Below are 23,289 nucleotides of genomic sequence, written 5' to 3'. Positions count from 1 at the left end.
ATGTTCACCCACACCCACACCACCACCCAGACAACGTGATGGGCAGGGCCCGCGGCCCCGCCCAACCATCACAACCCCCCAACCACAACCGCCACCAACCAGCCAAACCGAAAACGCAACAGCCTCCAGAGTCCGTGAAGGTGCCCTTCACGGCCCGTCGCAGACTCGAAGGAGGGGGATCTCCCGCCATAGCTGGGCCGGGGGGGGCGAAGCTTCGACCGGCGTGAAGTCAGCTCATCCAGCCACCTCTCGTTGCGCCGCAACCCATTCGCCCACCAGAGTGTCCAAAGCAGACAGAGGCACCGCGCCGTGGCCGAGCAGGACGTCGTGGAAGCCGCGCAGGTCGAAACGGTCACCCAGGGCGCGTTCCGCCTCCGCGCGGACTCGTTCGATCTCCAGGCGCCCCACCATGTATCCGAGCGCCTGGCCGGGGTTCGCGGCGTAGCGGTCGATTTCCCCCTCGATCTCCACCCGCGCCATCGGGGTGTGCTCGATCAGGTAGTCCACCGCCTGCTGCCGGGTCCAACCCAGCGCATGCATCCCGGTGTCCACCACCAGCCGCCCGGCCCGCATCGACTCCAGGGTGAGCATGCCGAGGCGCGCGATGTCGTCGGAGTACAGGCCCATCTCGTCGGCCAGCCGCTCGGTGTAGAGGCCCCAGCCCTCGGTGTAGGCGTTGAACAGCACGATCCGGCGCAGCATCGGCAGATCGCTGAGCTCCTGCGCCAGCGTCAGCTGGAAATGGTGCCCGGGAACGGCTTCGTGGAACGCGATCGCCTCGCTCGTGTGCCGCGGCCGGGCCTTCGCCTCGTAGGTGTTGGCGTAGTAGGTGCCCGGGCGAGAGCCGTCCAAGGCAGGCGGCAGGTAGTAGGCGATAGTGCCGCTCACCTCGTCCGCCTCCGGTACCGGCGCGACCTCGCACCGGCTCGCGGGAATCCGCAGGAACCATTGCGGCGCAGCGGCTTCCGCCCGGGCCACCGCGGCGCGGGCGGCGGCCAGCAGCTCCTCGCCGTCCTGCCAGCGCAGCGCCGGGTCGGTGCGCAGCCGCTCGAAGATCTCCGGCAGCTCACGCGTGCCGAACACCCGCTCGCCGAGCGCGCGGTACTCCTCGGCCTGCGCCTCGATCATCGCCAGGCCGGTCTCGTGCAGTTCCCGGGCGGCGTGATCGGTGGTGGTCTGGGCCCGGATCAGGCCCTGGTACTTCTCCGCCCCGCCGGGCAGGTGACCGATCCCGGGCTGCGTGTCCGGTTTCGCGATCGGCAGCAGCTCACCGGCGAGGAAATCGCGATAACGCCGGTAGGCGGGCCGCACGACCTCGCCCAGCAACCGATCGCGTTCCTCGTCGAAGCCCGCCACCTCGGCCTTCGCCGTGATTCGCAACGGATCGTCCTGCTCTGCGGCGAGATATCGCTCGACGTAGTCGATCCCGATGCGCACCAGGAACTCCGGCGGCACGAGACCCTCGGCCGCGGCGGCGCGCTGCCGCTCGATCACCGCGTCGAGAAAGCCGCCGAGCGCGCTCAGCCGGCTCAGGTAGCCGCGGGCCTTTTCCGCGTCGTCCGGCACCAGCTGGGGCAGCTCGATCAGCAGGCGCAGCGCGGGCGAGCTGAGCCCGTCGCTCACCGCGAACCCGGCCAGCTGCGAATCGATGGTGTCGAGCGCACAACGGGCACGGGCGAGGACGACCTGCCTGGTCACGGCCTCGGCGCGGTCCAGCCCGGCCGGGTCGATCGCCTCGGCGCGGCGCGCCAGCTCGGCGTAGGCCGCACGGTGCCGTTCGGCCGCGGCGAGGCTCGGGTCCGGCAGGGTGCCGTGGTCGCCGGGCAGCCCCCAGATCGTGCGGTCCAGCGGGTTGCCCTCGAAGTCCAGCTCCACCAGCTCATCGGCCAGCCCGTTGACGGTGTCGCCGTGCCCGGCGACCCAGTCCGAGACGACCGTGTCCAGCACCGAGAGCGGCAGCGAACCGCCGGAGAGCACGGTGTCGTGGAACCCGCGGATGTCGAACCGGCTGCCCAGCCGGGCCTCCGCCTGCGCCCGCAGCCGCTGGATCTCCAGCCGCCCCACCAGATACGCCAGTGCCTGCCCCGGAAAGCCGAGGTAGCGGTCGATCTCGGCCTCGATCTCCACCGGCGCCATCGGGGTGTGCTCGATCAGGTAGTCCACCGCCTGCTGCCGGCTCCAGCCCAGCGCGTGCATACCGGTGTCCACCACCAGCCGCCCGGCTCGCATCGACTCCAGGGTCAGCATGCCCAGCAGGGAGACATCGTCGGAATACAGGCCCATCTCGTCGGCCAGCCGCTCCGTGTAGAGACCCCAGCCCTCGGCGTAGGCGGTGAAATCGTTGATCCGGCGCAGCAACGGCAGATCCGTGAGGTCCAGCGCGGCACTCAGCTGGAAGTGGTGGCCCGGGATCGCCTCGTGGAACGCGGTGGCCTCCGCGGTGTGCCGGAACCGCTCGGTGGCCTGATGGGTGTTGGCGAAGTAGGTGCCCGGCCGGGACCCGTCCGTGGCCGGCCGCAGGTAGTACGCGGGCGGCGCGCTGGGAGCCGAGTCCTCGGGCACCGGCACGACGATCCAGGGGTGCTGCGGGATCTTCCCGAACCAGTTCGGCGCCTCGGCGGCGGCCCGCGTGATCGCGGCCCGCGCGGTCTCCAGCAGCTCCTCGGCACTGGCCCAGCGCAGCTTCGGATCGGTGCGCAGCCGCTCGAAGATCTCCGGCAGCTCACGCGTGCCGAACACCCGCTCGCCGAGCGCGCGGTACTGCTCGATCTGGCCCTCGATCACGGCCAGGCCGGTCTCGTGCAGCTCCTGCGGGGTGCGGTCGCTGGTGGTGTGCAGGCGGGCCAGCCGGGCGTAGATCTCCGCACCGCCGGGCAGCCAGGACACGCCCGCGCGCTCGTCCGGCCTGCCGTGCGGGAGGACCTCGGCGGCCAGCACATCGCGGTACTCCCGGAATCCCGGGCGGACCACGTCGCGCAGCAGGGCATCCCGCCGCGTGGCGAACTCCTCGTCCGGCGCGGGCTGGCGCCGCAGCGGATCGTTCTCCGGCTCGGCGAGGTAGCGATCAAGGTGCTCGACGGCCCCGCGCACCAAGCGGTCGACCGGCAGCAGCCCGTCCGCGATCCCCGCCAGGTGACGCTGCCCGCAGACCCGCAGGTACTCCGGGATCGCCGCCAGCCTGCCCAGGTGCGCCTCGGCGGAGGCGCCCGCGGTCACCGTGACCATCGGCAGCATGGTGAGCAGGCCCGAGGCTGGTGAGGTGAAGAGGCTGCTCACCGAGAACTCGACGGTCCGGGTGTCGATCCGGTCCAGCCATTCGGCGATCGTGCTGAGCAGGACCTCGCGGGTGACCCGATCGGTCGCGCCGAGCCCGGCCGGATCGATCGCCTCGGCCCGCTCCCGCATCGCGAGCAGCCAGCGGCGCTGCTCCGCCTCGGCCGCGGCACTCGGGTCGCCGAGCCCCGGCGCGTCCGGGCGCAGTCCGGAGACCGCGGCGTAGAGGGGGTCGAAATCGAACATTCCGTCGACGAATTCGTCGGCGAGCACGGCGGCGGTCATGGGCGCTGGGCTCCTGCGTGGTTCCGGTGGTCCGACCGGCGCGTGGCCCGATCGGCATCGCGGTCAGCCGGGCGGTGGCCCGCTGCGATGCCCTGCCGACCCTAATGCAGCCGGGGTGCGCAACGCCCGTTTCCGGAGCGAGAGGCCCGTTCACATCCAGCGAACACGGCGCCGCCACCCGGCTGGACCGTCCCGTCGCAAGGGCCGCGAGACGGTAGCGTTGCCGGAGTGGCCGTGTCCGATCCCGCCGATGTCCGCCTGCTCGCCGCGCTGGCCGAGCTGGGCAGGACGGCCGTGCACGAACTCGCCGCGAAAGTCGGGATGGACCCGCGCGAGGTGGCCTACCGGCTGGTCTCGCTGTCCGGCAGCGGATTGCCGCTGCTGGTCGGTGTGGAAAGTGACCCGAACGGTCTACGTGCAGCCCTATCGGGGGTACCCCCGTCGTGGCAGCGGCCGGGGCCGGGCGGGCAGGCCGGTCGGATGCCGCCGACCGGCGGGATGCCGTCGCCGGGCGCGGCGCCAGGGTACGGGGCTGGGCCGGGAACCGGGTGGGGGACGCCGGGTTATGGGGCGCAATCCGGGGCGGTGCCCGGTGATCGCGGGATGCAAGGCGGTGCGGTGCCGAGTGGGGTGGCGCCGGGTGGTGCGGCGCCTGGGGCTGGTGCGGTAGCGGGTGGCGGATGGCCGGGCGGTGCGGCTCCCAATGGCGAAGTGCCGGGTTGGGCGACGCCGGGTGGCGCAGGGCAGGACAGTGGAGCGCAGGGCGGCAGACCGGCCAACGCAGTCCCCAGCGGCGTCCTTCCGGGCTGGGCAACGCCAAACGGCGCCGGACCGGACAGCGGAACCCCAAGCGGTGTTCTGCCGGGTTGGGCAACGCCGAGTGCCGGCTGGCAGGACGGTGGAGCGCCTGGCGGCGGAGGACCGGGCGGTGCGGCTCCTGGCAGTGCACTGGGCTGGGCGACGCCGGGCAGTGTGGGTACCCACGGTGGAGTACCGGGCGGCGAGCCGGGCAATGCAGCCCCGGGCAGCGCTACGCCGGGCTGGGCAGCGACGAGAAGCACAGTGCCAGATGGCAGAGCGCCTGGCAGCGGAGGACCGGGCAGCGCGACCCCGGGCAGTACAACCACAAGCGGCGCCGCGGACTGGGCGACGCCGAGCACTGCAGGCCCGGACAGTGGTGTACCGGGCGCCGGAGGGCCGGGCGGGATACAGGCGCAGTGGGCGGGAGGCGGATCTGCGACGCAGGGTGCCGGACCGCGGTCCGGCGGCGCGCCGGGGTTCGCGGGCCGGCCGGGAGCCGGGACCGCTTGGGCGGCAATGCGTTCCCCGGCACTGGGACAGCCGAACGCTTCCGCGGACAACACCGTCCACAGTGGACAATACGGGCCGGCGCACGGTGTGCCGTCCGGAGCATACGGAGCACCATCGGGGGTGCGGGGCACACCGTCAGGGGCATACGGGTCCCCCTCAGGAGTGCAGGGCGCACCATCGGGGCCGTACGGAGCGACGGTGCAGGGCGCACCGTCAGGCGCGTACGGAACCCCAGGGCCATCAGGTGCGTACGGGGTTCAACCCGCGCAGTCCGGACCGTACGGAGCGCCATCGGGCGCGTACGGCGTGACAGGAGCGGCCGCTGTGACGGATCCGGCCGTCACCACCTGGGGCGTGCCGCAGACCGCGTCGTGGGCGCGCGGGGACGAGCCCCGACTGGAAGCCCCGGCCGGCGGACAGCGCGGGCGGATCGGCGAGAAGCTGGAGACGCAGGGGCTGGAGGGCGAGCAGCTCACCGTGCAACTGCTGGAGGTACAGGACCCGGCCGATTTCCTGTTCGGCGCGGCCGGGTACCGGCTGGAGGAAGGCGAGCGCGCAGTGGTCGTGCACACCGAGATCACCAACCGCGGCTCGGTGCCGTTCGCGTCGTTGCCGGACAACTACCTCGAACTGCTCACTGCCGACAGCGGCACCGTCGCCAAGGCACCCGTCTCGCTTACCTCCCGGCCACCGCACAAGATCGGGGTACGGCCGGGTGAGACGCTGGGCGGCCACACCGTGTACGTGCTCCCGGAAGCCACCCAGGTCGTCTCGGTGCGCTGGAGCCCCCGCCCCGAGCCCGACGAACGTACGCTCACCTGGACGGTGTGACCGGGGATCAGGCGTATTCGTCGCGCAGGATCTGCAGGGCGTTCGCAAGGTCGTCCGGGTATTCGGCTTCGAACTCGACCCAGCGGCCGTCGGCCGGGTGCGCGAACCCGAGGGTCCGCGCGTGCAGCCACTGCCGCGAAAGGCCCAGCTTGCGCGCCAGCACCGGGTCAGCACCGTAGGTCAGGTCCCCGGCGCACGGATGCCGGAGCGCGGAGAAGTGCACGCGGATCTGGTGCGTACGCCCGGTTTCGAGCTTCACGTGCGCCAGCGACGCCGCGCGGAACGCTTCGACCACTTCGTAGTGCGTCACGCTGGGACGCCCGCCCGCGACGACGGCGAACTTGTAGTCGTGCCGCGGATGCCGGTCGATCGGGGCGTCGATGGTGCCGCGCGTCGGATCCGGATGCCCCTGGACGACGGCGTGGTAGCCCTTGTCCACAGTGCGTTCCTTGAACGCCCGCTTCAACACCGTGTATGCGTGCTCGCTCTTCGCCACCACCATCACGCCCGTGGTGCCCGCGTCGAGCCGGTGGACCACGCCCTGCCGCTCGGCGGCGCCGGACGTGGCGATCCGCAGCCCGGCCGCCGCGAGCCCGCCGACGACCGTGGGACCGGTCCAGCCCGGGCTCGGGTGGACGGCGACACCGACCGGCTTGGACAGCACCACGATGTCCCCGTCGTCGTGCAGAATCCGCATCCCTTCGACCGGTTCCGCGATGATCTCGGCAGGCCGCGCCGGTTCCGGCAGGGTCACCTCAAGCAGACCGCCGGCGGACAGCCGGTCGGACTTCCCGGCAGGACGCCCGTCGAGCAGCACGTCACCGGCCGCGGCGAGATCCGCGACCGCGGTGCGCGACAGGCCGAGCAGCTTGGCCAGTCCCGCGTCCACGCGCATCCCATCGAGCCCGTCCGGGACGGGCAGCATGCGCGCGCTCACTTGGCGTCCTTCTTCGAACGTGTCGAGGTGCCGTCGTAGTCCTTGCCCAGCAAGGACAGCAGCACGATCAGCGCACCGCCGACGCAGATCGCGGAGTCGGCGATGTTGAAGATGGCGAAGCCCTGGCCGTTGGGTGCGAAGGCGGAGATGAAGTCGATGACGTGGCCATGCAGCGGGCCCGGCGCGCGGAACAGGCGGTCGGTCAGGTTGCCGAGCGCACCCGCGAGCACCAGGCCGAGCCCGATCGCCCAGCCGACCGAGCGCAGCCGCCGCGCCAGCCACACGATGGCCACCACGACCGCCGCGGCGATCAGCGCGAGCACCCAGGTCATCCCGGTGGCCATGGAGAAGGCGGCCCCCGGATTGCGGATCACCTGCAGGTAGATCAGCCCGCCGAGGATGCGGACCGGCTCCTTGCCCTCCAGATTGGCCGCGACCAGGTTCTTGGTCACCAGGTCGATCACCCAGATCAGCACCGCGACCGCGAACACCAGGCCGATCCGCCGCTTGGGCAGCGACGGCGCCGGGGCCACCTCGGCTCCTCCGGTATCCCCCCCGGGCCGCGGCTCGGCAGGCCCGGGCACGTCAGGCTCGGGCACAGCGGGCTCGGACACGTCGGATTCGGGCGAGGGCTCGGTGCTCACTCCCCCATTGTCCACGCTCGCCCCCGGCCCACTCCCAGCACCGCCGTCAGGCACAGAACGGCGGCAGCTCACGCGGGTCGCCGACCGGCGCCCACCGGCCGTCCACCTTGGTGTATTCCCACCGAGCGCCGCGGGCGACGATCTGCCGCAAGGCCAGCAGGAGCCGGTCGACGTGCTCGGCGGTGCTGCCCAGCCCGAGGCTCACGCGGAGCGCCTGCTGCCCTTCGCCGCCGGTCTCGCGGATCAGGCGGCGAGTGGCGACGTGGGCACAGAACGCGCCGTCGCGCACTCCGATGCCGTACTCGGCCGACAGCACGGCGGCGACCCAACCCGGGTCGAATCCGTCGACGACGAAGCTGACCGTGCCGACGCGGTCCACCGGGGCGTCGAACAGCCGCAGTTCGGCGCAGCCGGGCAGCACGGCGAGGCCCGTGCGGAGCCGTTCGAGCAGCTCGGCCTCGTGCGCGCCGATCGCGTCCCAGTTCGCGGCCAGCTGTTCGCAGGCGACGCTCAGCGCATACACGCCGACGGTGTTGGGCGAGCCCGCCTCGTGCCGCTCCGGCCCGGCGTTCCAGACCACGGCCTCTTCGGTGACCAGCTTCGTCGCACCGCCGCCGGCGAGGTACGGCACGGCCGCGCGCAGCCAGTCGCTCCGGCCGATCAGCGCGCCGGCACCGAACGGCGCGTAGAGCTTGTGCCCGGACAGCGCCACGTAGTCCACGTCGAGCTCCCGCAGCGAGATCCGCCGGTGCGGCGCGAGCTGCGCGGCGTCCAGCGCCACCCGGGCACCGTGTTTCCGCGCCACCGCGGAGATCTCCGCCACCGGCAGCAGTTCACCGGTCACATTGGACGCTCCGGCGACGACCACCAGCCGCGGCCCCTGCGGGCAGGCGGCCAGCGCTTCGTCCACAACGGACACTGCGGCCAGCCGGGTACGCGGCAGCGACACCCGGCGCACGTTCGGCCCGCGCCACGGCAGCAGCGCGGCGTGGTGCTCGGTGTCGAACACGACCACGGAAGTGTTGCGCGGCAACGCCTTCGCCAGCAGGTTGAACGCATCGGTGGTGTTGCGGGTGAACACCACGGTGTCGGTGTCGCGGGCGTCGGCGAAGCGGCGCAGCACTTCCCGCGTGCGCTCGTACAGCCGGGTGGAGACCTGCGACGCGAACCCCGCGCCCCGGTGCACGCTGGCGTACCAGGGCAGGAACTCGTCGACCGCGGACCGGACCGCGGACAGGCACGGCGCACTGGCCGCGTGGTCGAGGTTGGCGTAGGAGACGTCGCCGCCGGTCACCAGCGGTACGCGCAGGCCGGCACCGGCCACCGGCGGAACAGAGGTTTCGGTGGTCCGGTCGAGTGCGAGAGTCATGACGCTGCCTCCTCGGCAATCCGGGGGACCCGGCGAGGGGCCCGCGCTTGCCCGCCGCACTGCGCGACCGGCCCGGTCCTCACCCGGGGCACCCCACCGCGGAAGGAGGGTTGCCGGCCAGCAAGCCGGGGCTTGACGCTGGCACTCATGACCTGCCGAGAACGATAGCCGATCATCGGCGCGCGGCACCAGCCCATTCCGTGATCTGAGACGGCCGTCACCCGGTCAGTCCACAGTGGACTGTCCCGGTCAGCGGCCGGACTCGCCGCGCCACCTGGCCAGCCGCCCGGCCCGGTCCACCGCGCGGATCCGCAGCTCGGCGGCTTCGCGCACGTGCTCGGTGGCGACCACGAGCAGCTGGTCGTCCTCCTGCAGCCGGCTCGTCTTCTGCGGGGTGAACCCGGCTCCGCCGCGCACCACCAGGCTCACCGTGGCCCCGGCGGGCAGCCGCAGCTCGGACAGGTACACGCCGTGCAGCTTCGAGCCCTTCTGGATGCGCACCTGCAGCAGCTCGGCGCCGAGCTCGTCGAGCGGGGCCGAGTCGACCTCGATCTCCTGCACCTCGCCCGCCCGGTCCAGCCGCAGCAGCCGCGCCAGCGGCCCCAGCGTCGACCCTTGCAGCAGGGTCAGCACGATGACGAGCACGAACACCGCGTCCACCAGCCGTTGCGCGCCCGGCACGCCTTGGGACAGCGGGATCATCGCGAGCACGATCGGCACCGCCCCGCGCAGCCCGGCCCAGGACAGGAACGCCTGCTCTCGCCAGGGCAGCCGGAACGGCAGCAGGGACAGCGCCACCGACAGCGGCCGGGCCAGCAGCAGCACGACCGCGCCCGCGACCAGGCCGGGCACCAGCGTCTCCAGCAGCCTGCCCGGCGAGGCGAACAGGCCGAGCAGCACGAACAGCCCGATCTGGGCGAGCCAGCCGAGCCCTTCGGCGAAGGACAGGGTGTCCGAGCGGTGCGGCAGCTTCGAATTGCCCAGCACCAGCCCCGCGACGTAGGTGGCGAGCAGGCCGGAGGCGTGCGCGAGCTGACCCGAGGAGTAGGCGAGCACGCACACCGCGACCGTGGCGAGCGGGTAGAGCCCGGTCGCCGGGAGCGCGGCCCGGCGCAGCGCCTGGGTGCCGAGCCAGCCGAACGCCAGCCCGATGGCCAGGCCGGCGGCCAATTCGTAGACCACCACCAGCGGCAGCGACCAATCGACCGCATCCCCGGAGGCCAGTACGATCACCGCGATGTAGGCGGGCGCGTCGTTGATCCCGGACTCGAGTTCGAGCATGCCGGACAGCCGTTTGCCGATTCCGGCCGAACGCAGCACGGAGAACACCGCCGCGGCGTCGGTGGAGGCCAGTACCGCGCCCCACAGCAGCGCCAGCCGCCAATCGAGGCCGAGCAGCCAGTGCAGCGCCGCGCCGGTGACCACGATGCTGATCACCACGGCCACTGTGGACAGCACGATCCCGGGCCCCAGCGAGGATTTGACCGACGACCAGCGGGTGGTGAGCCCGCCTTCGGTGAGAATCAGCACCAGTGCGGCCAGCCCGAGCGACTGGGTGAGCGCCGGGTTGTCGAAGTGGATACCGAGGCCGGATTCCCCGAGTACCACGCCGATCGCGAGATACAGCAGCAGTGACGGGAAGCCGAGCCGGATGGACACCCGCACCGCGAGCACCGAGGACAGCAGCACCAGTCCGCCGACGCCGAGGAGTACCGGAAGTCCGTCCATGTCGCCTCCCCGTCCCCGACCCGCAGCGCGTCCAGAATAGTGAGGCGCCCGGCGCGGCCGGACACGTGTCCCCGAAACGGATGTTCCAGTCCTTTTCGGACGGTGCGACGGCTAGGGCACGGCGGCGAGGAATTTCGCGCCGAGGGCGACCGCCGGACCGGAGTCCTGGCCACCTTCGAGAAAGACCGAGAACGCCACGTCACCGCGGTAGCCGACGAACCAGCCGTGTGCCTGGGCGCCGTCGCCGAACTGCGCGGTGCCGGTCTTGCCGAACACCGCACCCGAACGGGCGAGCCCGGTGGCGGTGCCCGCGGTGACCACCTCCCGCAGCATCGTGCGCAGCGGCGCCAGCACCGCGGCGGGCGGCGGCGCGTAGGCGGTGACGACCTTGGTGCCGCCGTCCGGCCAGAGCTGCGGCGTGATCGCGCGCCCACTCGCCGCGGTCGCCGCCAGTACCGCGGCGCCGAACGGGCTGACCTGCACGGTGCCCTGGCCGATGCCGTCCTCGACCTGTTCGTCCGGGCTCTGCGAGGGATCGACCCGACCCAGTTCGGTGCGCATGCCGGGGAGTTCGAAGTCAGCGTTGAGGCCGTACTGCGTGGCGGCTTTCGCCAGTGCGTCGGCGGGCAACTGCGCGGCGAGCTTGCCGAACGTGGTGTTGCAGGAACGCGCGAACGCCCGCTGCAGCGTGGTCGTGCCGAGGTCGAAGCCCTCATTGGACAGTGTTCGGGTGCCGATTCGTTCGGTGAGCGGACAAGCCATCGGTGAGTCCACAGTGACCAGACCGGCTTCCAGCGCGGCGGTGGCGGTGACGATCTTGAACGTCGAACCGGGCGCGTACTGTCCGCTGAACGCCGATGCCGGGTTGTCCACCTGGCTGTTCTGCGCCACCGCCAGCACATCGCCGGTAGACGGCTGAAGCGCGACCAGGACGGCCTTGCCGCGATAGCCGTCGACAGCGGCCTGCGCAGCTGCCTGGATCGCCGTGCTGACGCTGCTCGTCATCGGCTTTGGCTCGGCGCCGGCGTGTCCGAACAGCGTCTCCTGGCTCTTGCCTTCGCGATCGACCCGCTCCACCGCGAACGCGTCTCCGGACGACGCCCGGGCATGTGAGGTGAGCGCGGAACGCAGCAGGGGGAACGCCTTGTCATCGGCCAGGCGCAGCCCGCCCTCGCCGGCCAGCACGACCGCCTTGCCGTCGCGGTCGACCACCGCCGGGACGTCGGAGGCGGCGGTGGAGACCACCAGCCGTTGCCCGTCCTGCAGCTTCGGGTGCAGCACCGACGGCGCCCAGTGCACATGCCAGCCGTCCGGCCCACGGACGACGTCGAACGCAGCCGGATACGACCACACCCGGCCGGGCGCGAAGGTCCAGGTAACCGTGTAGGAGGCGGCCACGCGATCACCTGCCGGCGCGCCGAGCTTGTCCAGCTTCGTGACGACATCGTGGGGCTTCAGCACGGACCAGACGTCGCGCACCGCGGCCGACGCGGTCTGCGGCTGGTCGGTGACCTGGCCTGCGTCGTCGGCCTTACCTGCGGCGAAGGCGGTGAGGTACTGGCGGGCGGCTGTCCCTGGATCGACCGGGCCGGGTTCGGCGGTGTCCGCCGTGTCGGCCGCTGGTGCGGGTGATGCCCCGCCGGTCAGCGACAGCACCGCGGCGACGACGATCACGACCACGGCCAGCGCGCCCCCGATCAGGACGCCCCTTTTTGCGGCAGGACTCACCTGTGCTCCCCCTCCGGGCCTCGTGGCGCGCCCACGCCCGGCGCCCGTTGGCTCATCGCCAATGGGGGCCGGGTGTTACCGGGAAGGAGGGCGGTGGCTGATCAGGGGTGGATCGCCAGCCGGGGAAGGTCACCGAAAAGGAAAACCCGGCCCACGAAGGGGCCGGGCGGTGTGTTTGCCCATCGTAGCCGATCCTCGTCAGTGCCCGCCACTTACCAGCCCGGTGGGCGGCTGAGCTTGCCGACCCGGGCAGGGAGCTGGGCGCTCTTCAAATCGTCCGCAGTCAGTTGCCACCACCAGTGTCCGCCGACACCTGCACCGGCGTCAGCGCTCAAGGCGCCCGCGACGTAGTTACGGGTCGGATTGACCACTCCGACGGGACACCGCCGGCGCGCTTGTTCGATCGGAAACGCGAGATCGCTGTCATTGCTGACCACCACCACCGCATCCACCCGCTCGTACAGCAGATCCAGCAGGAGGTGCGAAGCGACGTTGACGTCTGATCCCTTTTCCTCACGCCGGGCCACCGACACCATGAACCGGGCATCCGGCACCGGTTGCCCGGAGGAATCCTGGATCATGATCGGCCACCCGGCCGTGGCCACTTCAGGCTTGCCTCTCGCTCCTTTCACCGCCAACGGCGCGGTGGCCACCCGATTGACATACCGGCCCAGCTCGATCACGTCGACCGAGCGCGCCTCCTTCAACGCGCGCAAATAGACATTCTGGTCCCGCGTGCCCGCCGGATGACTCGCACCGCTGATCCTTGCCGTGCGGAACACCACTCTCGCCACGCTCGCATCACGCCAGCCCGAGTGTCGATCGACGGTGTTCTCCGCCAAGCGCCGGACGTCAAGCCACCGCCAACCGGCAATCCCGGATCCACCCACGATGCCGCGTCCACCGTAATACAGATTGTAACCGTCGACGTACACTCCAACACGCATAGTGACCAGATTAGCGGTGCATCCCAGCAGCGCTCACGCCTTCGCGACCGCCACCCGGACCGGCACACCCTCCCCGACCGTGCCCTCGAAGCCTCCGGCCACCTCGCCATGGGAAACCGACGTCGTCAGCGTCTCCGTGGCGATGAACTTCTCATGCGCACGCGCCGCCGAAAGCACGTCTTCGGGGGCGTCGACGGTCAGCGTGATGCGGTCCGCGACGTCGAGGTCGGCGTCGCGGCGGGCTTGCTGGATCACGCGGATCAGGTCGCGGGCCACACCCTCGGCGGACAGCTCCGGGGTGACCTCGGTGTCGAGCACCACCAGTCCCGCCCCGCCCGGCAGCTCGGCCGCGGCGCCACCACCGGCGGCGACCAGGCGGCGTTCGTACTCGCCCTCGGCCAGTTCGACCCCGGCGGCGACGACCGCGCCGGAGGCGGAGGTGGTCCAGTCGCCGGACTTGACCGCCTTGATCACCTGCTGCACGACCTTGCCCAGCCGCGGCCCGGCGGCGCGGGCGTTCACCGCGACCTCGAAGGTGCCGTGCGCGGCGACGTCGGTGGTCAGCTCGACCGCCTTGACGTTCACCTCGTCGCGCAGGATGTCGGTGAAGTCGCCCAGCGGCGCCACGTCCTCGGCCGCCACCAGCAGTTTCGCCAGCGGCAGGCGCACGCGCAGCTTGTTCGCCTTGCGCAGCGCCAGCGCCGAGGACGCCACCTGCCGCACCCGGTCCATCGCGGTCACCAGCGCGGCGTCCGCGGGCAGGTCGAGCGCGTTCGGCCAGTCGGTCAGGTGCACCGAGCGCTCGCCGGTCAAGCCGCGCCACACCGTTTCCGTGGTCAGCGGCAGCAGCGGTGCGATCACCCGGCAGGTCACCTCCAGCACGGTGTGCAGGGTGTCGATCGCGTCCTGTTCCCCGGCCCAGAACCGGTCCCGGGACCGGCGGACGTACCAGTTCGTGAGCACCTCAAGGAAATCCCGCACGATCTGGCAGGCTCCGGCGACGTCATACCGGTCCAGCGCGGCCTCGACGTCGGTGACCAGCTCATGGGTCTTCGCGAGCACGTAGCGGTCCAGCAGGTGCGTCGAATCCGTGCGCCAGACGCCTTGCTTGCCCTCGGCATTCGCGTACAGGGCCAGGAAGTAGTACGAGTTCCACAGCGGCAGTACGGCCTGGCGCACAGCGTCCCGGATGCCGCGGTCGGTCACCACCAGGTTCCCGCCGCGCAGGATCGGGCTGGCCATCAGGTACCAGCGCATGGCGTCCGAGCCGTCGCGCTCGAAGACCTCGTTGACATCCGGATAGTTGCGCAGCGACTTGGACATCTTCTGCCCGTCCGAGCCGAGCACGATGCCGTGCGCGACGCAGGTGCGGAACGCCGGCCGGTCGAACAGCGCCGTGGCCAGGACGTGCAGCAGGTAGAACCAGCCACGGGCCTGGCCGATGTACTCGACGATGAAGTCGCTCGGGTAGTGGTGCTCGAACCAGTCCGCGTTCTCGAACGGGTAGTGCACCTGCGCGTAGGGCATCGAACCGGAGTCGAACCACACGTCGAGCACGTCCTCGACCCGGCGCATGGTGGACTTCCCGGTCGGGTCGTCCGGGTTCGGCCGGGTCAGCTCGTCGATGTAGGGCCGGTGCAGATTGTCCAGCCGGACCCCGAAATCACGCTCCAGCTCGTCCAGCGAGCCGTACACGTCCAGCCGCGGGTACGCCGGGTCGTCGGAGCGCCACACCGGGATCGGCGAGCCGAAGTAGCGGTTGCGCGAGATCGACCAGTCCCGCGCGTTTTCCAGCCATTTGCCGAACTGGCCGTCCTTGACGTTCTCGGGGTACCAGGTGATCTGCTTGTTCAGCTCGATCATCCGGTCCTTGAACTGGGTGACCGCGACGAACCACGACGACACCGCGCGGTAGATCAGCGGATTGCGGCACCGCCAGCAGTGCGGGTACGGGTGCTCGTAGGTCTCGTGACGCAGCAGCAGGGCGCCCTGTTCGGCTGCGGAACCGGTGCCGTTCTTGAGGTCACGGATGATGTTCGGGTTCGCGTCGAAGACCAGCTGGCCTTCGTAATCCGGCACGGTCGTGTCGAAGCGGCCCTGGGCGTTGACGGGAGTGACAGGCGTGATGTCGGCCGCGTCGGTGACGGCCTTGTCCTCTTCACCATAGGCGGGCGCGATGTGCACCACGCCCGTGCCGTCCTCGGTGGTGACGTAGTCCGCGGACAGCACGCGGTGCGCGTTCTCCGCGTCGGTGAAGTACGGGAACGGTGGTGCGTAACGGGTTCCGAGCAGCTCTTCGCCGGTGTAACGGGCGACGACCGTCGGCTCCTCCCCCAGCTCGCGCGCGTACGCGGCGACGCGGGCCTCGGCGAGCAGGAAGCGCTTTCCGGGGAAGCTCTCGCTCTCGACCACGACGTAGAGCACCTCGGGATGCACCGCGGTGGCGAGGTTCGACGGCAGCGTCCACGGCGTGGTCGTCCAGATCAGCAGGTACGCGCCGTCGAGGTCGTTACCGTTGCCCTGCAAGCGGAATCCGACCGTGACGGCGGGGTCCTGGCGCGTGCGGTAGACGTCGTCGTCCATCCGCAGCTCGTGGTTGGACAGCGGGGTCTCGTCGCGCCAGCAGTAGGGCAGCACGCGGTAGCCCTCGTACACCAGGCCCTTGTCCCACAGCTGTTTGAACGCCCAGATGACCGATTCCATATAGGACACATCGAGCGTCTTGTAGTCGTTCTCGAAGTCCACCCAACGGGCCTGGCGGGTGACGTACTCCTCCCACTCGCTGGTGTAACGCAGCACGGATTCGCGGGAGGCCTCGTTGAACTTCGCGACGCCCATCGCCTCGATCTCGGCCTTCTCGGTGATGCCGAGCTGGCGCATCGCCTCCAGCTCCGCGGGCAGGCCGTGGGTGTCCCAGCCGAAGCGGCGCTCGACGTGGCGGCCCTTCATGGTCTGGTAGCGCGGCACGATGTCCTTGACGTACCCGGTGAGCAAGTGCCCGTAGTGCGGCAGGCCGTTGGCGAAGGGCGGGCCGTCGTAGAAGACGTACTCGTTGTCGCCGTGCTCGCCCGCGGGGCGCGCGTCGATCGAGGCCTGGAAGGTGCGGTCGCTCTCCCAGTATTCGAGAACGTGCTTCTCCAGCGCGGGGAACGACGGCTGGGCCGGGACGGCGGCCTGCCCGTCCAGGGAAACCTGGGGGTACATCCGGGTGCTCCTTGCGTTCGTCGCTCGCGTAAGGGCGACCGGCGGTCACCCCCACGGGGACGAGACGCTCGCACGTCACGCGGTACCACCCCGCTTGCCCGGGGCAGGCCCCGGGCCACTCGTTCGACGGCGATGACGGGCCGCACCCGTCCGGTTCTACTGGGGGCCCGAGGCCCTGTTCTTCCGGAAGCTCCCCGGTGATGGCCGGATCGACGCTGCGCTGACACCAGATTAGCCCGCCGCATCAACCGGGTTTCCGCCAGCCTGTGCCCGCGTGGTCACCGCGATCACTCCGGCACCCGCGAGCCACAGTCCCGCGGACACCGGGGCGAGCAGGTGCAGCCCGTGCACGAACGTCCCGGCGGCGGCCGGTTCCCGGTCACCGCACCGAAACCGCCACGCCGAGTGCCCGCCTGTCCCGCGGCGTTGTTCACCCCGCCCGCGATGCCGGCGCGCTCGCCTGGTGCGTCGGCGACCGCGGCCGTCACCACCGCAGCGGTCACCTCGCGCTGGGCGACGGGCGGTCGCTGGCCGCCTCGGTCCTGGCCGGGGAAGCCGGGCTGTCCGCGCAGGGCGTACGCGTATCTGGCGAAACTGCTCGCCGCAGGCCTGGTGACCGCCGAACGCTCGGGGCGGCACCGGTTCTACCGGCTCACGGGGGTGCCCCGGAACTGCTGGAAACGCTGGCCCGGCACTCCCCCACCCAGCCGGTGCGCTCGTTGCGGGAGGGCACCCGCGCGGAGGCACTGCGCACGGCCCGCACCTGCTACGACCACCTGACCGGAAAACTCGGTGTGATGATCACCACAGCACTGCTGGAGCAGGGCGCACTGGTCACCCTGGATGGTGAACCGACCACCCGGCGTCGCGAGACAGGCCGGTTTTCCGCGCCGCTGCAAGAACATCCGTACGAGCTGGGACCACGAGCGCCCGAGGTGCTCGATGCGCTCGGCGTGGATCTGGCGCGGGTGCGCACCAGCCGCCGCCCGCTGCTGGGAATGCTGTGAAGGGACCCTTCACAGCCTCAGCGTCCGTGAAGGTTCCCTTCACAGCTCTTCAGCGGTGGGCGGCGGCCAGCACGGTGTCCGGGCCGCATCGGCCGCACGGGGTGAAGCCGAGCTGACGTGCCTCGCCGACGGCGATCGGGATGGTGTCGCGGCCGGAGAGCCAGCCGCAGTCGACCAGGTGGTAGCGGGGGTACTCGTCGACGACCACGACCTCGTCCTCCAGGTTTTTGATCACCTCGAGGTCCGCCTCGGCGGTCTCCTCCTCGCCGGGAGGCGTGTCGCGGACGGCCTTCGCGTCCGCCTTCGCCCCCTCGACGGGGGCCGGTGCCGGATCGCTCAGTTCACCCGTGGCGGGCAGCAGTTCGGTCGGTTCGGTATCGGACTCGGCACCGGTGCCGTCCTCGGCGTCCACCGGTTCCGGTGCGGCCTGCGCCCGATCGGCGGAACGGCGCCGCAGCCAGTCCACGAGCAGCAGCACCCCGGCGAACACGGACAGGCCGATCGAGACCCAGGCCCACAGCGACGTGGCCGTGATGAGGGCCGTGATGAGCAGCGCGAGCGCCGCCACCACCAGAACGAGGACGATGTAGAGCACGCTGAATTACAGCACGCAGGCGCCCACTCCGACGCGCGACCCGCCTGCCGCGGCGGCTCCCGGCCGTGCCGGAGCGCTACCCGGACGTGGCCGGGCACACCGTCGCCTCACCGGGCCGGCACGGCCAGGTGAGGCGACGGGGACGGCGGATCAGCCGGCTTCGGCGCGCGGGCCGAAGGAGTAGCCCTGGCCGCTGCTGGACGAGGAGGACTGGCCCGAGCCGGACGAGGAGGCGGTGGCCGGCGCCGCGGAGCCGCGGTCGTCCAGCTCGCGCAGCTGGGATTCGAGGAAGCCGCGCAGCCGCGTGCGGTACTCGCGCTCGATCGTGCGCAGTTCCTCGATCTTCTTGCCCAGCGCGCCCTTCTCGGCGTTCAGGTTGTTCATCGTCTCGGTGTACTTGCGCTGCGACTCGCGTTCCATGGTGGTCGCCTTGTCGCGGGCCTGGCGCTCCAGCGTCTCGGCGCGGGTCCGCGCGTCGTTCAGCATGGTCTCGGCCCGGGTGCGGGCCTCGTTGACCATCGAGTCCGACTTCGCCCGCGCGTCGGAGAGCAGCTGCTCGGACTTGGTCCGGGCCTCGGCGAGCATCCCGTCGGACTCGGTCTTGGCCTCGGCGGTCAGCCGGTCGGCCATCTCCTGGGCCAGGCCGAGCACCTTGGCCGCCTGGACGTTCGGCTCGCTGTTGTCGCCGACCATCCCGTGGGCCTGGGTCTGCTCCATCGCCGAGGCGGGCGGCGGTACCGGCGCCAGCCGGCGCGAGGGCTCCTCGCGCACCGGGGGCGGCCCGGCCACCTTGGCGTTCTCCAGCTCGGCCCGGGTCGATTCGAGTTCCGTGTCGAGCTGCTCCATCTGCTGGCGCAGCTCGTTGTTGTCCTCGATCAACCGGGCAAGCTCGGTCTCCACCAGGTCGAGGAACGCGTCCACCTCGTCCTCGTTGTAGCCCCTCTTGCCGATGGGCGGCTTGCTGAACGCGACGTTGTGCACGTCAGCGGGGGTCAACGACATCAGATCACCTCACGCACTCCATGGCCTGCCGGACTCACCCTGGTGTCCCCGTTCACCTGGGTGTCGCCAGTTGCATCCCGAAGAACACGACCAGCAGCAGAACCATAATCGATAAGTCCAGTCCCATCCCGCCGACGCGAACCACAGGAATGATTCGCCGGAACAGCCGCACCGGTGGGTCGGTCACTGTGTAGATGGTCTCGAGCGTCACCGCAACCCCTCCGGCGGGACGCCACTCGCGCGCGAAGGTGCGCACGAGTTCGATGACGATACGCGCGGTCAGCAAAAGCCAGAACGCGAACAGCACGTACCAGACCACCAGCCACACAGCATTCACGGCGACCACTCTAGCGGGGGACGGCGGCGATGTGCGCAGGCTCCGCCCTGGCGCGGCGATGAGTCGACAAAATCACGTATGGCTGCGCTCAGCGGTCGGACCTGCTTCACCCGCGCAGGAACAATCCGCCCTCGGCGATCCGCCGGCGGTCCTCGGCGGTCACGTCGACGTCCGGCGGTGAGAGAAGGAACACCTTGCTGGTGACCTTGTCCATCGAGCCCCGCACGGCGAACGCCAGCCCGGCCGCGAAGTCCACGATCCGCTTGGCGTCCGCGTTCTCCATCTCGGTGAGGTTGATGATCACCGGGATGCCCTCGCGGTAGTGCTCGCCGATCGCGCGCGCCTCGACGTAGCTCGTCGGGTGCAGCGTGGTGATCCGGCTGAGCGGATCGCGCACCACCGGCTCGGCGACCGGGCGCAGCCGGGCCACCGGGTCCGGCTGCCGGTCCACGGCCAGCGCGCCGTGCGTGGCGGGCTCGGCCGCGGTCACCGAACGTGACCGCATCCGCGTCCCGGGTTCGTCGTAGGTGTCCGCCGGCTCGCGGTACCGGCCGCGCGAGCGGGCCGGTGACTCGTCGTAGCCGTCGTAGCCTTGGTCGTAGTCGCGGCGGTAGTCGTCGTCCTCGACGTCGTAGCCTTCCTCGTCCGCGGGCACCATCCCGAAGTAGGCCTTCAGCTTCTGCAGCGCGCTCATGCCTCTCCCTTTGCCCTAGCCGCTCCCGCTCCACGCCCGGCCGGTCACGTTCCGTGACCAGCGGGCGGACTCCCTTACGGCGAGGCTAAACCGCGGCCGCCGAGCAGCGCGGTTCCGACACGCACACAGGTGGAACCGTAGGTGATCGCCGACTCCAGATCATGGCTCATCCCGGCGGAGAGTTCCACCGCTTCCGGATGCTCCGCACGCACTTTCCGCGCAGCTCGCGCCAGCCGCGCGAAGGCCGCCGACGGGTCCTCCCCGAGCGGCGCAACGGCCATCACGCCCCGCAGTCGCAGCTCACCCGTGTGAGTGATGTGGTCGGCAAGTGCGGACAGCTCCGGGACCGGGACGCCGCCGCGTGCCGGGTCGGCGTCGAGGCTCACCTGGATCAGCACATCGAGTGGTCCGGTGCGCTCCCCCGCGTCCCGCGCGGCGGTCACCGCACGGCCGAGCGCGTCGGCCAGCCGGGCCGAATCCACCGACTGCACCTCGTCCGCCCAGCGGACCACCGACCGCGCCTTGTTCCGCTGCAGCCGCCCGACCATGTGCCAGCGCGGCGCGGCGTCCGGCCGCAGCCCCGCGACCTCCGCCGCCTTCGGCCCGGCCTCCTGGTCACGGTTCTCGGCGAGATCGAGCAGCCCGAGATCGGTCAGCACGGCCGCATCGGCGGCGGGGAAGGTCTTGGTCACCCCGAGCAGCCGCACTTCCCCGGACGCCCGCCCGGCCACGGCACAGGCCGCGTCGATCCGCGCCCGCACGGCGGCCAGCGAAGCGGCGAGTTCCGCCCGGCGTTCGTCGGTCCCGGTCACGCGGCGGCTCCGGTGGACGGCGCGCCAGGCGACGCGCGGTGGACGATCCGGCGTGGCGGCCTGACCGGCGAAGTACGGCAGAACGGCATTGCGCATGTCCCCCCGAAACCCCAGGCACCCCGCACCGAAGGCCCCGTCACGCCGTGTCCGCTTCAAGCCAGGTGATGCCCGCGAGACGACCCGTGGTGCCGTCGCGGCGGTAGCTGAAGAGGGTCTTGTCCTCGGCGGTGCAACGGGGATCAGCGCCGATGTGGCCGACGCCGAGGGCGGCGAGCTGGCGCCACAGGCCCGCACGCAGGTCGAGGCCGGTGGTCCCGCTGCGGGTCCGGGCGGTGCTGCCGGGCAGGTGTTCTTCCACGTCGGCGGCCATCTCCGCGGGGACCTCGTAGCACTCGCCGCAAATGGCCGGGCCGAGCAGGGCTTCCGTACGGGCCGGGTCGGCGCCGAGGTCGCGCATCGCTTCGAGGGCCGCGGGGAGCACACCGATGCGGGCACCGATGCGGCCGGCGTGCACAGCGGCGGCGACGCCTGCCGCCGGGTCGGCCAGCAGCACCGGCACGCAGTCCGCGACCATCACCACGAGCGCTACCCCGGGCTGGGCGGTGACCAGCGCGTCGGTCGCTTCGGCGGCCTTCGTCTCGGTGCCGTCCACGACCGTCACGGTGCGGCCGTGGACTTGCTCCATCCAGCACAGCCGATCCTCGGCCAGGCCGAGTTCCTTCGCGAGCCGCGCACGGTTGGCGTACACGTCGCCCGCGTCGTCGCCGACGTGGTCACCGAGATTGAAACTGTCGTACGGCGGGCGGGAAGCGCCGCCCGCCCTCGTCGTGACGATTCTTCGTACTCGCACCCCGTCATCCTGCCAGGGGTGGTGCACTCAGCGGCGCATGAACGGCGGAACGTCGACCTCGTCGTCGGTCGGGTCGTCGTGCACCGTGGTGGGACGGCTGGGCAGCCCACCGGAGGACGAGCCGGAACCGAGCGGCGAGTAGCGCGAAGCGCCACCGGGCTGCGGCAGGCCGCCGGGAGGGGTGCCCCCGGGCTGGGGCAGCGGCGGACGCGGCGGCACCGGCGGGTAGCCGTTCCCGCTCGCGGGCGGCACCGGGGTGGCCCCACCGGTCGGCGGTGCGGCCGGCTGCGCCGCGGACGGCGTGCTGACCTGACCTGCCGCGGCGCTGGCGGTGCTGCCGCCGTTGGCCCGGGAGCCGAACGCGGGCGGGTCGAGCTTCTTGTGCGTGGGCGCGCCGGAGTCGAACCCGGCCGCGATCACGGTGACCCGGACCTCGTCGCCGAGGGAGTCGTCGATGATCGTGCCGAAGATGATGTTCGCCTCCGGGTGCGCGGACTCCTGCACCAGCGAGGCGGCCTCGTTGATCTCGAACAGGCCGAGGTCGGAGCCACCGGCGATGGACAGCAGCGCGCCGTGCGCCCCGTCCATCGAGGCCTCCAGCAGCGGCGAGTTGATCGCCTTCTCCGCGGCCTGGATGGCCCGGCCCTCCCCGCGGGCGGAGCCGATGCCCATCAGCGCCGAGCCCGCCCCGGACATCACGCTCTTGACGTCGGCGAAGTCGAGGTTGATCAGGCCGGGCGTGGTGATCAGGTCGGTGATGCCCTGGACACCGGAGAGCAGCACCTCGTCCGCCGAGCGGAACGCGTCCATCAGCGAGACGCCGATGTCGCCGAGCTGCAGCAGCCGGTCGTTCGGGATCACGATCAGCGTGTCGCACTCGTTGCGCAGCTGCTGGATGCCCTCTTCGGCCTGCTTGCCGCGGCGCTTGCCCTCGAAGGTGAACGGCCGGGTCACCACGCCGATGGTCAGCGCGCCCAGCTTGCGGGCGATCTGCGCGACCACGGGCGCGCCGCCGGTGCCGGTGCCGCCGCCCTCGCCGGCGGTCACGAACACCATGTCGGCGCCCTTGATGACCTCTTCGATCTCCTCGCGGTGGTCCTCGGCCGCCTTCTGCCCCACCTCGGGGGCGGCGCCCGCACCGAGACCGCGGGTCAGTTCCCGGCCGATGTCGAGCTTGACGTCGGCGTCGGACATCAGCAGCGCCTGCGCGTCGGTGTTCACCGCGATGAACTCGACACCCTTGAGGCCGACCTCGATCATCCGGTTCACGGCGTTCACGCCGCCGCCGCCGATGCCGACGACCTTGATCACCGCAAGGTAGTTGTGCGGGGGCGTCATCGGGTCCGCCTTCCTGATCGTGATGTGCACGTGCTGCTGCCGGGGCCGGAAACCTCAACCTCAAGCCGAGAGTGAGAGTTATGTCAACCACCAGCGTCAAGGCAGGACGGTAGGCACCGGGCAGGCGCTAATCCAGTAGGCACGCCGTAGCCGGCAAAGGTGTTTTGCCACAACGCGACCCCGGACGCAAGGCGGCGGCGCACCCCGCACCCCCGCTCCACCAAGCCCCACCCCGCTCTGCTAAGCGGCCCCGGGAAGGCTGTGAAGGGTCCCTTCACGGACTCTGATAGGGCTTTGTCAGGAGTTGTTGATCTTGTGGTGTGATTCTGGTGTGGATCTTGCTGTGGTGCGGGCTTTGAATGGTGAGCTGGAGCGGTTCGTGATGGAGGTGTTCGTG

At 71.2% G+C, this 23,289-nt stretch carries 17 protein-coding genes, 1 pseudogene and 1 riboswitch; of the genes and pseudogenes, 3 read left to right on the top strand and 15 right to left on the bottom strand.

The window, feature by feature from the left end:
* Positions 1-234 precede the first annotated feature (234 nt).
* Complete coding sequence (locus tag D5S19_RS28610; protein ID WP_120026477.1) at positions 235-3,558, bottom strand: DUF885 domain-containing protein; 3,324 nt, start codon at positions 3,556-3,558, stop codon at positions 235-237.
* Positions 3,559-3,786: 228 nt separating this feature from the next.
* Between D5S19_RS28610 and D5S19_RS34260 the strand changes: the two are divergent.
* Positions 3,787-4,200 (top strand): annotated as a pseudogene (locus D5S19_RS34260) (AsnC family protein); the annotation flags it as partial.
* 564 nt (positions 4,201-4,764) lie between these two features.
* Entirely contained in the window at positions 4,765-5,700 is a 936-nt protein-coding gene (locus D5S19_RS28600) for an AsnC family protein (protein WP_407641801.1), read from the top strand.
* A 7-nt stretch (positions 5,701-5,707) separates the two neighbouring features.
* Here D5S19_RS28600 and D5S19_RS28595 read toward each other — a convergent pair whose 3' ends face one another.
* The 7 genes from D5S19_RS28595 to ileS all read right to left on the bottom strand — a co-directional run bounded on the left by D5S19_RS28595 (position 5,708) and on the right by ileS (position 16,257).
* Positions 5,708-6,637 carry an RluA family pseudouridine synthase gene (locus D5S19_RS28595; RefSeq protein ID WP_120026476.1) on the bottom strand — a complete coding sequence of 310 codons (930 nt, stop codon included), beginning with the start codon at positions 6,635-6,637 and terminating at the stop codon, positions 5,708-5,710.
* Positions 6,634-7,281, bottom strand: coding sequence for a signal peptidase II (lspA, locus tag D5S19_RS28590; RefSeq protein WP_199730755.1), 648 nt, complete (start codon positions 7,279-7,281; stop codon positions 6,634-6,636). The genes D5S19_RS28595 and lspA overlap by 4 nt, the downstream gene beginning before the upstream one ends.
* A 46-nt stretch (positions 7,282-7,327) precedes the next feature.
* Positions 7,328-8,650 carry an aminotransferase class V-fold PLP-dependent enzyme gene (locus tag D5S19_RS28585; RefSeq protein WP_120026474.1) on the bottom strand — a complete coding sequence of 441 codons (1,323 nt, stop codon included), beginning with the start codon at positions 8,648-8,650 and terminating at the stop codon, positions 7,328-7,330.
* 38 nt (positions 8,651-8,688) lie between these two features.
* A riboswitch (SAM riboswitch) is annotated at positions 8,689-8,803 on the bottom strand.
* A 96-nt stretch (positions 8,804-8,899) separates the two neighbouring features.
* Positions 8,900-10,378: a potassium/proton antiporter gene (locus D5S19_RS28580; protein ID WP_120026473.1), complete on the bottom strand. Its 1,479-nt coding sequence runs from the start codon at positions 10,376-10,378 to the stop codon at positions 8,900-8,902.
* 111 nt (positions 10,379-10,489) lie between these two features.
* Positions 10,490-12,106, bottom strand: a complete 1,617-nt coding sequence (locus D5S19_RS28575) for a penicillin-binding transpeptidase domain-containing protein (RefSeq protein ID WP_120026472.1) — start codon at positions 12,104-12,106, stop codon at positions 10,490-10,492.
* 212 nt (positions 12,107-12,318) lie between these two features.
* Positions 12,319-13,053: an NYN domain-containing protein gene (locus tag D5S19_RS28570; RefSeq protein ID WP_120026471.1), complete on the bottom strand. Its 735-nt coding sequence runs from the start codon at positions 13,051-13,053 to the stop codon at positions 12,319-12,321.
* 33 nt (positions 13,054-13,086) lie between these two features.
* On the bottom strand, positions 13,087-16,257 hold the full coding sequence (gene ileS, locus D5S19_RS28565) for an isoleucine--tRNA ligase (protein ID WP_120026470.1): 3,171 nt from the start codon (positions 16,255-16,257) through the stop codon (positions 13,087-13,089).
* Positions 16,258-16,967: 710 nt separating this feature from the next.
* Between ileS and D5S19_RS34255 the strand changes: the two genes are divergently transcribed.
* Positions 16,968-17,264 (top strand): hypothetical protein, encoded by a 297-nt coding sequence (locus D5S19_RS34255; RefSeq protein ID WP_407641800.1) that lies wholly within the window; start codon positions 16,968-16,970, stop codon positions 17,262-17,264.
* A gap of 49 nt (positions 17,265-17,313) precedes the next feature.
* Here D5S19_RS34255 and D5S19_RS28550 read toward each other — a convergent pair whose 3' ends face one another.
* The 7 genes from D5S19_RS28550 to ftsZ form a co-directional block, all read right to left on the bottom strand.
* On the bottom strand, positions 17,314-17,859 hold the full coding sequence (locus D5S19_RS28550) for a hypothetical protein (protein WP_120026469.1): 546 nt from the start codon (positions 17,857-17,859) through the stop codon (positions 17,314-17,316).
* Between the two features lie 150 nt (positions 17,860-18,009).
* Positions 18,010-18,861 (bottom strand): DivIVA-like cell division protein Wag31, encoded by an 852-nt coding sequence (wag31, locus tag D5S19_RS28545; protein ID WP_098514260.1) that lies wholly within the window; start codon positions 18,859-18,861, stop codon positions 18,010-18,012.
* Between the two features lie 52 nt (positions 18,862-18,913).
* Positions 18,914-19,189: a YggT family protein gene (locus tag D5S19_RS28540; RefSeq protein ID WP_120026479.1), complete on the bottom strand. Its 276-nt coding sequence runs from the start codon at positions 19,187-19,189 to the stop codon at positions 18,914-18,916.
* A 115-nt stretch (positions 19,190-19,304) separates the two neighbouring features.
* Positions 19,305-19,892, bottom strand: a complete 588-nt coding sequence (locus D5S19_RS28535; protein ID WP_120026468.1) for a cell division protein SepF — start codon at positions 19,890-19,892, stop codon at positions 19,305-19,307.
* Positions 19,893-19,966: 74 nt separating this feature from the next.
* A complete protein-coding gene (locus D5S19_RS28530) occupies positions 19,967-20,800 on the bottom strand; it encodes a YggS family pyridoxal phosphate-dependent enzyme (protein ID WP_120026467.1) in 834 nt (277 codons plus the stop codon).
* A gap of 40 nt (positions 20,801-20,840) precedes the next feature.
* Positions 20,841-21,554, bottom strand: coding sequence for a peptidoglycan editing factor PgeF (pgeF, locus tag D5S19_RS28525; protein WP_120026478.1), 714 nt, complete (start codon positions 21,552-21,554; stop codon positions 20,841-20,843).
* 27 nt (positions 21,555-21,581) lie between these two features.
* Positions 21,582-22,892, bottom strand: a complete 1,311-nt coding sequence (gene ftsZ, locus D5S19_RS28520; protein WP_098515254.1) for a cell division protein FtsZ — start codon at positions 22,890-22,892, stop codon at positions 21,582-21,584.
* Positions 22,893-23,289: the final 397 nt, after the last annotated feature.

The sequence above is a fragment of the Amycolatopsis panacis genome, from assembly GCF_003600245.1.
Taxonomy (GTDB): domain Bacteria; phylum Actinomycetota; class Actinomycetes; order Mycobacteriales; family Pseudonocardiaceae; genus Amycolatopsis; species Amycolatopsis sulphurea.
The sequence above is the reverse complement of the archived record's forward strand: the minus strand, read 5'-3'. Positions and strand labels throughout refer to the sequence as shown.